The organism is Achromobacter sp. UBA2119 (assembly GCF_002331005.1).
Lineage (GTDB): Bacteria > Pseudomonadota > Gammaproteobacteria > Burkholderiales > Burkholderiaceae_B > Achromobacter > Achromobacter animicus.
On sequence record NZ_DCYD01000009.1, the window covers coordinates 639,197 to 651,586 of the forward strand.

General features: G+C 65.3%; 12 protein-coding genes and 1 tRNA gene. 5 read left to right on the forward strand and 8 right to left on the reverse strand.

Going from position 1 to position 12,390, the window contains the following annotated elements; translation table 11 throughout:
* Positions 1-29 precede the first annotated feature (29 nt).
* Positions 30-1,007, reverse strand: a complete 978-nt coding sequence (locus B3098_RS08120; protein ID WP_286894426.1) for an NAD(P)H-quinone oxidoreductase — start codon at positions 1,005-1,007, stop codon at positions 30-32.
* A 155-nt stretch (positions 1,008-1,162) separates the two neighbouring features.
* On the opposite strand from B3098_RS08120, the gene B3098_RS08125 reads away from it, so the two are divergent.
* Both B3098_RS08125 and B3098_RS08130 read left to right on the forward strand, forming a co-directional pair.
* A tRNA-Ser gene (locus B3098_RS08125) sits at positions 1,163-1,250 on the forward strand.
* Positions 1,251-1,367: 117 nt separating this feature from the next.
* Positions 1,368-1,805 carry a universal stress protein gene (locus B3098_RS08130; RefSeq protein WP_175123096.1) on the forward strand — a complete coding sequence of 146 codons (438 nt, stop codon included), beginning with the start codon at positions 1,368-1,370 and terminating at the stop codon, positions 1,803-1,805.
* A gap of 1 nt (position 1,806) precedes the next feature.
* On the opposite strand, the gene B3098_RS08135 is transcribed toward B3098_RS08130, so the two are convergent.
* The 4 genes from B3098_RS08135 to B3098_RS08150 form a co-directional block, all read right to left on the reverse strand.
* Positions 1,807-2,727, reverse strand: a complete 921-nt coding sequence (locus B3098_RS08135; protein WP_286894427.1) for a hydroxymethylglutaryl-CoA lyase — start codon at positions 2,725-2,727, stop codon at positions 1,807-1,809.
* Between the two features lie 14 nt (positions 2,728-2,741).
* Positions 2,742-3,701 carry a Bug family tripartite tricarboxylate transporter substrate binding protein gene (locus tag B3098_RS08140; RefSeq protein WP_175184172.1) on the reverse strand — a complete coding sequence of 320 codons (960 nt, stop codon included), beginning with the start codon at positions 3,699-3,701 and terminating at the stop codon, positions 2,742-2,744.
* 75 nt (positions 3,702-3,776) lie between these two features.
* Positions 3,777-4,985, reverse strand: coding sequence for a CaiB/BaiF CoA transferase family protein (locus tag B3098_RS08145; RefSeq protein ID WP_279971920.1), 1,209 nt, complete (start codon positions 4,983-4,985; stop codon positions 3,777-3,779).
* A 171-nt stretch (positions 4,986-5,156) separates the two neighbouring features.
* A complete protein-coding gene (locus B3098_RS08150; protein WP_279971922.1) occupies positions 5,157-6,071 on the reverse strand; it encodes a LysR family transcriptional regulator in 915 nt (304 codons plus the stop codon).
* Between the two features lie 626 nt (positions 6,072-6,697).
* Here B3098_RS08150 and B3098_RS08155 point away from each other — a divergent pair.
* The 3 genes from B3098_RS08155 (at position 6,698) to B3098_RS08165 (ending at position 8,542) form a co-directional block, all read left to right on the forward strand.
* The gene (locus tag B3098_RS08155; RefSeq protein ID WP_279971924.1) at positions 6,698-6,904 is read left to right on the forward strand and encodes a sulfatase; all 207 of its coding nucleotides are present in this window, start codon (positions 6,698-6,700) and stop codon (positions 6,902-6,904) included.
* 178 nt (positions 6,905-7,082) lie between these two features.
* The gene (locus B3098_RS08160; protein WP_218344862.1) at positions 7,083-7,823 is read left to right on the forward strand and encodes an SOS response-associated peptidase; all 741 of its coding nucleotides are present in this window, start codon (positions 7,083-7,085) and stop codon (positions 7,821-7,823) included.
* Between the two features lie 176 nt (positions 7,824-7,999).
* On the forward strand, positions 8,000-8,542 hold the full coding sequence (locus tag B3098_RS08165; protein ID WP_414631266.1) for a PIN domain-containing protein: 543 nt from the start codon (positions 8,000-8,002) through the stop codon (positions 8,540-8,542).
* A gap of 128 nt (positions 8,543-8,670) precedes the next feature.
* Here B3098_RS08165 and B3098_RS08170 read toward each other — a convergent pair whose 3' ends face one another.
* The 3 genes from B3098_RS08170 to B3098_RS08180 form a co-directional block, all read right to left on the reverse strand.
* Positions 8,671-10,176 (reverse strand): tripartite tricarboxylate transporter permease, encoded by a 1,506-nt coding sequence (locus tag B3098_RS08170; RefSeq protein ID WP_175137244.1) that lies wholly within the window; start codon positions 10,174-10,176, stop codon positions 8,671-8,673.
* 10 nt (positions 10,177-10,186) lie between these two features.
* Positions 10,187-10,609: a tripartite tricarboxylate transporter TctB family protein gene (locus B3098_RS08175; protein WP_175184167.1), complete on the reverse strand. Its 423-nt coding sequence runs from the start codon at positions 10,607-10,609 to the stop codon at positions 10,187-10,189.
* 555 nt (positions 10,610-11,164) lie between these two features.
* Complete coding sequence (locus B3098_RS08180; RefSeq protein WP_218344865.1) at positions 11,165-12,382, reverse strand: threonine ammonia-lyase; 1,218 nt, start codon at positions 12,380-12,382, stop codon at positions 11,165-11,167.
* Positions 12,383-12,390: the final 8 nt, after the last annotated feature.

Here is a 12,390-nt window from a genome sequence, read left to right on the forward strand (position 1 = left end):
GCCGCGATACGCCGAACGCCGTGCGTTTCTTACATGGTCAGGATGATTTTGCCGATGTTTTCCCCGCCTTCCATCATGGCGTGCGCCTTGGAGGCCTCGGCCAGCGGGAACGTGGCGTGGACGATGGGCTTGATGGCCCCTTTTTCCAGCAGCGGCCAGGCCTGCTCGCGCAGAGCGCGGGCGATGGCGCCCTTGAAGGCGACCGGACGGGGCCGCAGGGTGGAGCCGGTGATGGTCAGGCGACGGCGCATGACCTGGGCGGTATCCACATCGGCGTGCGAGCCGCCAAGCTGCGCGATGATGACGATACGGCCGTCATCGGCCAGGCACTGCATGTCCCGGGCGATGTAATCGCCGGCCACCATGTCCAGGATCACGTCGACGCCGCGTCCGCCGGTGGCGTCCAGCACTTCCTTCACGAAGTCCTGCGTCTTGTAGTTGATGCCCTTGTCGGCGCCCAGCGCCTCGACGGCACGGGCGCGATCGTCGCTACCGACCGTCGCGTAGACCTTGTGACCCATCGCACGGGCCAGCTGGATGGCCGTGGTGCCGATGCCGCTGGCGCCGCCATGGACCAGCAGCGCCTCGCCTTCGGACAGGCGGCCGCGGTCGAACACGTTGCTCCACACGGTGAAATAGGTTTCCGGCAGGCCGGCGGCCTCGATGTCGGACAGGCCTTTGGGAATCGGCAGGCATTGCGCGAGGGGTGCGACGCAGTATTCGGCATAGCCGCCGCCCGCGACCAGGGCGCAGACCTTGTCGCCCACGGCAAAGCCGCTGCCGGCCACGTCGCCGCCGACGATTTCACCGGCCACTTCCAGGCCCGGCAGGTCGGATGCGCCGCGGGGCGGGGCGTAGTTGCCCTTGCGCTGGAACACGTCGGGGCGGTTGATGCCCGCAGCGGTCACTTTGATCAGAACTTCGCCGGCGCCGGCCTCGGGCGTGGGGCGTTCCACGGGGACGAGGACTTCGGGGCCACCGGGGCGGGTGATTTCAACAGCGTGCATCGCGTGCCTCCTTTGCAGCAAATGGATTATTATTGCGCCCTTTGCGGCATATCGTGATTCCGTTCGGGCAGAATGTTTGCCTGGCGGCCGCAATAGACTGGCGGCACTGCGGGCAATCCGGCAGGCAAAATCGCCGGCAGTACTGGCAACACCCCGGAAGCGTGGCAGAGTGGTCGATTGCACCGGTCTTGAAAACCGGCAACGGGCAACCGTTCGTGAGTTCGAATCTCACCGCTTCCGCCAGATTCAGAGGCAACCGTCCCAAATGGGCCGTCCTCCACGGGCCGTCCCCATCGGGCCGACCCAACGGGCCGACCCCAACGGGCGTACCATGGACGCAGATTCCCTCTGGAGGTTGCCATGTACAAGCACATACTCATCCCCATCGACGGATCCAGCCTGGCCAACTCCGGCCTGGAACAAGCCCTTGCGCTTGCGCGTGCGTTGGACGCCAGCGTCACGGTCCTGACCGTATACAGCCCGTTCGAGATGCCCTCCATGGAATCCGTGCAGCTTGAAGGCATGCGCGGCATCTACGAAAACCAGGCGCGCGAGCTGGCCAGCTCGTATCTGTCTGAAGCCGCCGGCAAGGCCAGCACCGCCGGCGTAGCCTGCGTCACGGAAATGCGCGAGAGCGACTCGCCTTATCAGGTGATCGTCGACGTGGCCATGACGCGCAACTGCGACCTGATTGCCATGTCTTCGCACGGCCGTGGGGGCATGGCCGCGCTGCTGCTGGGCAGCCAGACGCAGAAGGTGCTGGCGCACACCACCCTGCCCGTCCTGGTGTATCGCTGACCTAAGCGGTGGCCGCGTAGGTCCCGGGAATGCCGGCGGCGGCCACGCCGCTGCGCAGGGTTTCCTGCGGCAATGATTCTGCCAGCAGGGGCCGCGCCGCCAGCAAGCGGGTCAGGTCAACGCCCGTGCGATACCCCATGCTTTCCAGCATGAACACCAGGTCCTCGGTGACGATGTTGCCCGACGCCCCCGGCGCAAACGGGCAACCGCCCAGCCCGCCCAGGCAGGAATCGAAGGCGCGGATGCCTTCGTCCAGCCCCGCCAGCGCATTCGCCAGGCCCAATCCCATCGTGTCGTGCAGATGCAGTTTGGTCAGCCGCGCGCCCACGGCGTCCTGCGCGGCACGCACCGCCTCGCGCACGCGCCCGGGATGCGCATAGCCCACGGTATCGGCCAGCGCAATTTCATCGGCGCCCACACGCGCCACCGCGGCCGCGACCTCGGCCACACGCCGCACCGGCACCTCGCCTTCCATCGAACACCCAAACGCGGTGGCGACGGCGGCGTCGATACGCATCGGCCGCGCCTGCGAACGCACCCAGTCGACGATGGCGGCCAGCATGTCGACCTGCGCGTCGGTGCCCTTGCCCACGTTGGCGCGGCTGTGCGTGTCGCTGACCGACACAGGAAACGCCAGCACGTGCGCACCGGCCTCGTAGGCGGCGATGGCGCCCTTCAGATTGCACGCCAGCGCGCACACCGTCAGCCCGTCGATCTTCAGGACCTCGGGCAGGATGCCGCCCGTGTCCGCCATCTGCGGCACCAGCCGCGGCGACACGAAGCTGCCCACTTCGATCTCGCGCAGCCCGGCATCGGCCAGTTGCCGGATCCACTGCAGCTTGTCGGCGCCCGGCATCATGCCCTTGGCCATCTGCAACCCATCGCGCGGCCCGACCTCGCAAAGCCTGACTTCCTGGTTCATGTGCGTTCCCGTGTCTATTGCTGAATGACGATGCCGGCGCTCTTGATGGTCTGCTGCGCCTTGCCGATGTCCGACTGGATCAGCGCGGCGAACTGTGCGCTGGATACGGGGTCGGTCTCGAGTCCCTGCGCCGCCAGCGCGTCCTTCACATCCTGGCGCGCCAGCAGCTTGTTGAAGTCGCTGTTCAGCCGCGTGACGATGGCGTCGGGCGTCTTGGCCGGGGCCAGCACGCCGTAGTAGGTCACCACGCTGAAGTCCTTGTATCCCAGCTCCGCCACGGTCGGCACGTCCGGCAAGGCCGGATTGCGCTTGGGCGAGGTCACCGCCAGCGCGCGCACCTTGCCCGACTTGATCAGCGTGGCCGCGGACGAAATCGACGAGCCCGCGAACTGCAGATGCCCGCCCATCAGGTCGGCCAGCGCCGGCGCGGAACCCTTGTACGGCACGTGCTGCATCTTGAAGCCGGCTTCGTGCTGCAGCATTTCCATTGCGATGTGCACGCCCCCGCCGGTGCCCGACGTGCCGTACGAAATCTTGTTGGGCTCCTTCTTGGCCGCTTCAATCACCTGAGGCAGCGTCTTGTAGGGCGAGGCCTCCGCCACCAGCAGCACCATCGGCGTCGTGGCCACCAGCGCTACCGGCGTCAGATCCTTGACCGGGTCGTAGGCCACTTTCATCAGCAGCGGAATCAGCGTGACGTTGTCGGACTGGCCGATCACCAGGTCATACCCCTGCGCGGGCGAGCGCGCCGCTTCGGCCAAGCCCAGCGCGGTGCCGGCGCCGGGCTTGTTCTCGGGCACAACCGCCCAGCCGTTCAGCTCGTGCAGCTTGGTGCTCATCAGGCGGCCGATGTAGTCGGTGCCGCCGCCCGGCGTGGACGGGATGATGATGCGGATGGGCTTGTTCGGATAGTCCTGCGCAGTGGCGGTACATGCGACGGCCAGTGCAGCCAGCGCAACGAGTTTGCGGATCATGGGTGTCTCCTCTTTGATGGATGTCTTGGCGGTCTGACGCCGCCTCGACAGAAATCGGGCGCTAACGCCCTGGCGTCATGCAATCACTCCCGCCGTGCGCAAGGCGTCGATGCGCGCGGCATCCAGGCCCAGGCCTTGAAGAATGGCGTGCGTCTGCGCGCCTTGGGTGGGCGGATCGAACCGCTTGCCCGCCTTGCGGCCATCGAACTCGATGGGCAGCGCGGCGGCAGAGATCTCGCCCCCGTCCGGCAGCCGGGTCGGCAGCAGCGCGCCCCCCGCGTTCAGATGCGCATCATCAAGCAGATCGTGCGGTTGGCGGATCGGGCCATACGACAGATTGGCTTCCTCCAGCGCGGCGCACAGTTCATCGGTTTTCCAGGTTTTCAGGATTTCACCGACGCCCGGCACCAGCCACGAACGTGCGGCCTCGCGGTCGATGGCGGTCGCCAGGCGCGGATCCGCGGCCCATTCGGGCGGCAGGAATTTCTGCGCGAAGTTGCGCCATTGCGCATCGCCCACCACTGCGACGAACACGCGGCCATCGGCGGTCTCAAAGACGTCGTACACGCCCCATGGCGGCTTGCGCTCCGCACCCATGGGTTTCGGCGCGGTGCCCGTCAGTTGGAACTGCGCGATGAACTGTGCAACCAGCAGCAGATTGTTTTCAAAGAGGCCGGACCGCACATGGCGCCCTCGGCCGGTGGCGTGGCGGTCGTGCAGCGCGGCCAACGCGCCCACCACGCCAAACGTGCCGCCCAGGATGTCGTTGACCGACGCCGCCACCCGCTGCGGCGTGTCCGCGCCGCCGTTGATGTACGCCAGCCCGCCCATCATCTGCACCACCTCGTCCAGCGCGGTGCGGTGCTTGTAAGGGCCGGACAGAAAGCCCTTGAGCGACACATAGATCAGCCCCGGGTTCTCGGCCGACAGCGATTCGTAATCGAGTCCGTACTGCGCCAGGCTGCCGTCGCGGAAGTTCTCCACGATCATGTCGGTCTGCAGCGCCAGCTTGCGCACGACCTCCTGGCCTTCGGGCGACTTGAGGTCGATCGCAAGACTCTGCTTATTGCGGTTGAAGACCGGAAAGTAGCCGCTGCCGGATCCCTTCAAGCGCCGCGTGCGGTCGCCCTCGATCGGTTCGACCTTGATGACGTCCGCGCCCAGGTCCGCCAGCGACAGGCCGGCGGCCGGCCCCATGATCATGTGAGACAGTTCCAGGACCTTGATGCCGCGCAGCGGCAGTTCGGTGCTGTCCATGAAGGGTGAAGCCGGTGCTGCTGTCATCTGCGGTTCCTCTTGCCAGCCTGTTCGATGGGAGCGCGGCATCAGCCTCGGAAACTTGTCCGCGCCGCGCCGGCATGTCTGCATCATCGCGGGCGGGCGGCACCGACGGGTAGCGGTCTTTCAGCACGGGGGCATTCTCGTTTCGGAACGTCCGGGTTAGCCCTGAGGGCGTCAATCCCCCAGCACGCCCAGATGCGCGAGCAGCGCGCGCGCAGCCGGCGACAGCGCTTCCGGATCCCGCACCGCAATGCACAGCGGCGTGCTGGACCAAGGCCCCTCCAGCGGAATGAAGCGAATGTCCAGGTGCGCCAGTCGCGGCTTCAGATAATGCGGCACCACCGCCACGCCCATGCCGCGCGACACCAGCAGGCAAATGGTCTCGTGCGAACTGACACGCGCGCTGATGCGGCGCGTCATACCCGCCTCGCGCGCCGCCTGATCGAATACGCTGCTGATGCCGTTATCGCGGTTCAGCTCGATCTGCTCGAACGGCAGCAACTGTGCATAACCGAGCGTCTCCCGGTCAGCCAGCACATGCCGGCCCGGCACCACCGCCGCCAGTTCGCAATGTCCAAAGGGAAACACCTGCAGACCTTCGTGTCCGAAGTCGGAACCGGCCGCCACGTCCGCCCGCCCTTCCAGCACGGCGCGAAACGCCGTCTGCGTGGTGTCCTCTTCCAGCGAGATGTCGATTTGCGGATTCGCGCGCCGGAAGGACTGGATCTGCGCCGGCAGGTCGCCCGACAAGGCGGCAAAACTGACGGCCAGCCGGATATGCCCGCGCACCCCGGTTGCAAATCCCGCCATGTCGCGATGCATGCGGTCCATATCCTCCAGCACGCGGCGCACGTGCGCGGCCAGCGCATCGCCTGCCGGCGTCGGCTGCACGCCCTTCACGCCGCGCTCGAGCAGCGGCACGCCGAACGCGTCTTCCATTTCCGACATGCGCTTGCTGACGGCCGACGGCACGATGTTCTCGCGGGCGGCGGCGCGCGCAAGGCTGCCTTCCTCCAGCGCGGCCAGGAACAGGCGCAGGGAAACGGGGTCGATGTCGCGGGACGGCGGGGCGGGCGGGCTGGGCTTCATGGCGCAAAGTGTCGTCCGTAGTCCCGCCGCGCAGGGATCGGGGTTTACCCGCCCGCCGCTCCTGTTCCTGTCGCGATTACCCGTCACCAGCGCGCGCCGCCAATATCCCCGCTGCCAAGGTGGTATAGTCTCGCCCGCTGCCGCCCCCTCGCGGGACGCGCATCGCCCGAGTGGTGAAATTGGTAGACACAAGGGACTTGAACAAATTTGAGCCCTCTGGAGGAAACTCCAAAGGTGAAGCCCGTCAAACTCGGCGAAGGCCCTGGACCCGTTCCGCGCTAACGCCGAGCCAAGCCCCGATGACATATCGGGGAAGGTGTAGAGAGCAGACGGCGGGCACCTAAGGCCGAAAAGGCTATGGTGAAGGCGTGCTCCAGACCACGAACAGCAAGCCTGTGCTGGCGGCGAAAGCCGAAGTGGTAAGAAAATCCCTCGGCCTCGCGGCCGTACCGGTTCGATTCCGGTCTCGGGCACCACCCCTCTGCATCACGATTTAAGGCATGACGCCATTCGGCGCGAATGCTCGATCACCATGATGCTCGACTCCGTCTGATTTCTGGTCGGCCGTCGGCCACGCGCAGAGACGTCAGGCTAGACTTGGTTCGCAAAAACGGCCAGGTATCGACATGACAACTGCCACCACGCGCTCACGTTGGACCTTCGTTAAAGAGGCAACGGTCATCTCGGAACCGGACGCCAAGATCACGGTACGACAGCTCACCCTCACGGATTTCGGTTTGCGCGCCATCACCAGCGGTAGCAACGGCATCACACAAGGCGCCCGGGAAGAACCCGGACCTCCGGCCCCGCTCAAGAAGGTGGTCCCCGCATAACGAAAAAAGGAAGCTTTCCAGCTTCCTTTTCAGCGTCTAACGCCCGCGATGCATGAACGCGCCTGCACGCCACGCCACCTCGCATTCCCCTCCCGCTGGACAAATCGCACGCCCACACGGCAAGCTTGGATACGCCGGAGGCGCCACCCCGCGCCTCCCGTCATTCCGGGAGCCGTGCATGTGTTCGCACTACCAGACGCTCAAGGACGCCGAACTGCTGCTGCAGAAATTCGGCGTGCGATCCAAGCCCGCCGCTATCGGCAAGTACGACATGTGGCCCCGCTATGAAGGGGTGTTCGTGCGGCGTCCCCCCGAACATGACGCCGGTGACGACGCCGTACCTGAACGCGAAGCCGCTGCCGGCCGCTGGGGTCTGATCAGCGCCATGACGCGCTCGGGTGGCCTGGAACGGGCAAGCAAGCTGTCCACCTTCAATGCCCGCGCGGAGACCGCCGCGGGCTCGTACACGTTCGGCAACGCCTGGCGCCGCGCGCAGCACTGCATCATTCCTGCCGACGCGATCTTCGAGCCGGACTGGACGTCCGGCAAGGCCGTGGCCACCCGCTTCACCCGCGCCGACGGCAAGCCATTGGGCATCGCGGGCTTGTGGGACCGTTATCGCGATGCGGCCGGGCATTGGCAGGAGAGCTACACCATGCTCACCATCAACGCCGACAACGATCCCCTGTTCAGCCGTTATCACCAGCCCAACACGGAAAAGCGCATGGTGGTCATCCTACCGGAAGGCGCCTATGGCGATTGGCTGACCGCATCGGCCGCCCACAGCCGCGAGATGCTGGTTCCGTTTCCGGCAGACATGCTGACGGCCACCCCCATGGCCCGACCCGTCCTCAGCGGTACCCAACAGGGTCCCGACGACCGAAACCTCCAGGTGCCGGACGACCTCCTGAACAGATAACCCGCTCGGCAGACCACCGGAAAAACTACTATTCTTCTGCCTCGCCTCATATTTACCCGCCCGCCCGGCGACCATCGCCGCACCATTCGTGCGCGTTGCCCGGGCCAGCGACCGAACCGATCTTGACCTCCCTCCCCGCTTCTCCCCCGTTCATCGTCCTGGACGCGTGCGTCCTCATGTCCGGCATCCTGCGCCGCCTGTTGCTGCGCCTGGCCGAGGCCGGCGTGTTCCAGCCCGTATGGACCGAACGCATCGGCGAGGAATGGCGCCGCAACGCCTGCCGCATCTGGGACATTCCGCCGGAGGTGATGGCGGAATTCTGGGCAGACATGAACGCGCGGTTTCCGGCGGCCATGGAATCGGACACGCAGGTCTATGAAGCGTCGCTGCGCTACAGCGATCCGAAGGATTTCCACGTGATTGCGGCCGGGTTGGCGCGGCGCGCGCGCTGCGGGCTGCCTCAGACGCCGACCGTGCAGGTGCTGACGTGGAATCTGAAGGATTTCAATCGTTCCGAGCTGCGTCGCCAGGGGCTGGACGTCTACAACCCGGACCGGATGCTGGTGCAGTGGTGGCACGCGGGGTCTGAAAACATGCTGGACGCGATTGCGCAGATTCCCGCCGACTACGTCGCGCTGGGCCGCGAGCCGGAGCCGCTGACTGCAACGCTGCATCGTGAACGGCTGTACGGTCTGAAGAACCTGGTGGCGCGTCAATAGACCGCTCGGCGATGAAAGCGGCGGCAATAAGCCAGCGGAAATAAGGCAGGCAATAAGAAGCCGCCAATAAAAAAAGGGCCTGGCCGGCTTTCGCCGAACCAGACCCGGAGCCAACCGTAACCGTTACGTCAATCGACCTCGACGAAAGCCTCTTCGCGCTTCTTGCGCAGCGCGGGCATCGCAACCAGCACCAGCAGGATCGCGGCAAGCGCCAGCAGCGTGGCCGACAGCGGGCGCGTGACAAAGGTGGAGAACTCGCCGCGCGACAGAAGGAGCGCCCGGCGGAAGTTCTCTTCCATCATGGGCCCCAGCACCAGGCCAAGCAGCAGCGGCGCGCCTTCGCAGCCAAGCTTGCTCCACACGTAGCCGATGATGCCGAAGATGGCGAACATGAAGATGTCGAAGGCGTTGTAGTTCAACGAATACACCCCGATCGTGCAGAAGACCAGGATCGCCGGGAACAGCATGCGGTACGGGACGCGCAGCAGCTTCACCCAGATGCCGATCAGCGGCAGGTTCAGCACCACCAGCATCAGGTTGCCGATCCACATCGAGGCGATCAGGCCCCAGAACAGCTCGGGGTGGCTGGACATGACCTGCGGTCCCGGCTGGATATTGTGGATGGTCATCGCGCCCACCATCAGCGCCATCACCGCGTTGCCCGGGATGCCCAGCGTCAGCAGCGGAATAAAGGAGGTCTGCGCGCCCGCGTTGTTGGCGGATTCGGGACCGGCCAGCCCGGCGGGATGCCCCTTGCCGAAGCGCTGCGGCTCTTTCGAGAGCTTCTTTTCCAGCGTGTAGGACGCAAACGCCGACAACACGGAACCGCCACCCGGCAGGATGCCCAGCGCCGAACCCAGCGCCGTGCCGCGTACGATGGCGGGCGCGGCCTCGCGGAATTCCTGGCGGCTGGGATACAGCGATCCGACCTTGTCGGTGATCTCGACCCGGTTCTCCTTGAGCTCCAGGTTGCTCATGATTTCAGACAGGCCGAAGACGCCCATGGCGACGATGGCAAAGTCGATGCCGTCCTGCAGTTCGGGGATGCTGAAGTCATAGCGCGCCACGCCCGAGTTCACGTCGGTGCCCACCATGCCCAGCAGCAGGCCGAGCAGGATCATGCAGATCGCCTTGGGCAGCGAGCCCGACGCCAGCACCACGGCGCCGATCAGGCCCAGCGCCATCAGCGAGAAGTATTCGGCCGGGCCGAACGCGAATGCCACTTCGGCCAGCGGCGGCGCGAACGCGGCGATCAGCACGGTGGCGACGCTGCCCGCGAAGAACGAGCCGATGGCCGCCAGCGACAGTGCGGCGCCCGCCCGTCCGTTTCTCGCCATCTGGTGCCCGTCCAGCACGGTCACCACCGCCGAGGTTTCGCCCGGCAGGTTCACCAGGATGGCTGTCGTCGACCCGCCGTACTGCGTGCCGTAGTAGATGCCGGCCAGCATGATGAGGCCGGCGGTAGGCGGCAGCACGTAGGTGATGGGCAGCAGCATGGCGATGGTCGGCACGGGACCCAGTCCCGGCAGCACCCCGACCAGTGTGCCCAGCAGGCAGCCGATGAATGCGTAAGTCAGGTTTTCGGGGGTGAAGGCCACCGAAAAACCCAGCATCAGGTTTTGAAGCAATTCCATGTCCGGTACCTCAGTTGGTCAGCACGCTGGGCCACAGCGGAAAGATCAGGCCCAACCCGCGAATGAACGCGAGGTAGGAGAACGCCACGAGGAACAGGCCGTTGGCGACGGCAACCTTCCAGTTGAATTCGTGGCTGGCGACGCTGCTGATCAGGACAAGCAGGAACACCGAGAGGTACAGGCCGAGATAGCGCAGGGAAAAGCCGTACAGGAACACAGACCCGACGACGAGAAAAAGAATGCGGAAGTCATAGCGGCCGATCGTCGTTTTCTCGGCGCGGGGGGACAAGGCGCTCATCAGCACCGTCGCGCCCATCAGCGCCAGCACGATGCCGAGCCAGAACGGAAAGTAACCGGGGCCCATGCGCGCCGCGCTGCCCATGGAATATTGGGTCGCCTGCAACGCAAAGCCTCCCCCCACCACGATGAACATGACGCCAGACCAGAAATCCTGTCTGTTTCTTATCAATCTGCTTTCTCCCTAATCCGTCGCGTCCCGGAAATCCTGACTTCAGACGCGCTCATTTCTCTTTCAACGCAGCCGCTTTGACGGGCGGCAACGACATGAACGCGGGATGGTAAATCGTGGAACGACATATCTCCTATGGGTATCAACCATGACTTTGTGGGGGATATCCCTAGACCGTGGAATGGACGCAATTCGGCATCCTGGCGCCTGCGGGAAGGGTCAAAAATCCGCGAAATTGGCTTAAATAGCCGATTTTTCAGGTGAGTTAGCCATTAGAAGAAAAGTTCCGTACAGAACGGATGCGAGCCTGCGTAGAAATATTCAGATGCATTTTTTGCGGGATCTGGAGCGGGGAATTCGTCACCCGCGAGGCCCTGCCGGGACTCGTACCTGATGCTCGCAACGCGCCGTCCATGAACACGCCGCCCATACACGCTCCGGCCGAAAGTTTGGCCGGAGCGACAGTTTTCTGACAGCGGATTGAAAGAATGGGGCCGCATCGCGATGCTGCCCGGGCAGTCAATGATCGTGATTGCTGGCCGCAAACCCAGCCGCGTTCAGGATGTCGATCACTTCCTGGATGTGTTCGGGACCGCGCGTCTGCAACACGAAATCCACCTCGACATTTCGCACGGGCAGCGATGTGAACGCGCGTTGGTGGTGCACTTCTGTAATGTTGGCCTGCGCGTCGGCAATCAGTTTGGTGGCATGGGCCAGCGCCCCGGGCAGGTCACGCAGGTCGACGCGGATCCGCGCCAGCCGCCCGGCCCGCACCATGCCGCGCTCGATCAGCTCGCCCAGCATCAGCGGGTCGATGTTGCCGCCCGTCAGCACCAGCCCGATGCGCTTGCCCTTGTAGCGGTCGCTGCCCTCTTCCTGCGCGCGCAGCAAGGCGGCCAGGCCCGCGGCGCCGGCGCCTTCCACGACGGTCTTTTCAATTTCCAGCAGCACGACGATGGCGTGCTCGATGTCCGCTTCGCTGACCAGTTCGATGCGGTCGACCAGTCGTTGCACGACGGCCAGCGTCAGATCGCCGGGCGATTTGACGGCGATGCCCTCGGCGATGGTGTACTGCCCCGGCGGCATGGTGACGCCCTTGACGGCCGCGTACATGGCCGGAAAGCGCTCGGTCTGCACCCCCACGATCTCGATGCCGGGGTTCACGGCCTTGGCGGCGGTGGAGATGCCCGAGATCAGCCCGCCGCCGCCGATGGCGATGACCAGGGTGTCCAGCTTGGGCTGGTCTTCCAGCATTTCCAGGGCGACGGTCCCCTGCCCCGCCATGACGGCTTCGTCGTCGTAGGGGTGGATCATGATGAGGCCGCGTTCGCGAGCCAGCTCGTAGCCGCGCGCCTTGGCATCGTCAAAGGTGTCGCCTGCCAGAACGACTTCAGCGCCGAAGCGCCGCGTGTTGGCGACCTTCACCGTCGGCGTGAAGCGCGGCATGACGATCACCGCCGGCACGCCCATGCGCTGCGCATGGTAGGCCACGCCTTGCGCGTGGTTGCCCGCCGACACCGCGATCACGCCCTTGGCGCGCTCCTCGTCCGACAGCGTGAGCATGCGGTTCAGCGCCCCGCGCTCCTTGAAGGACGCGGTGAACTGCAGGTTCTCGAATTTCAGCCAGATCTCGGCGCCGAAAATGTCGGACAGCGTGCGGGACAGGGTGAACGGGGTCTTCAGGACCTGGCCGCGCAGCTTTTCGCGGGCGGCCTGGATGGATGCGATATCGATCACGATGGAAA